Here is a 274-nt window from a genome sequence, read left to right on the forward strand (position 1 = left end):
TGGTTCTTCAGCGAGTGACCTACGTGGAAGCTCCCCTTCCCTTCCAGGGAAGGAGCCGGGGGTTAGGTGCGTCCGCCGTCTCGTCTGTATCGTAGGAGCGAGATCACGCATACGGGACGGCGAAACGCTATGCCAATTTACGAATACGCCTGCGCGGACTGCGGCAAACGCAGCGAAGTTTTTCGACGCTCGATGAGCGCAGCCGACAGCGGCGTCACCTGCGCCCACTGCGGCGGCACGCACACCAGCCGCGCCATCTCGCAGTTCGCCTTTG

1 protein-coding gene is annotated in these 274 nt (G+C 62.8%); it reads left to right on the forward strand.

Features of this window, described 5'->3' with window-relative positions; translation table 11 throughout:
* Window positions 1–129: 129 nt before the first annotated feature.
* The coding region (locus tag QWY28_RS24635) for an FmdB family zinc ribbon protein (protein ID WP_369292721.1) at window positions 130–274 on the forward strand (145 nt) is incomplete at its 3' end.

The sequence above is a fragment of the Nocardioides oceani genome (genome assembly GCF_030412965.1).
GTDB lineage: Bacteria > Actinomycetota > Actinomycetes > Propionibacteriales > Nocardioidaceae > Nocardioides > Nocardioides oceani.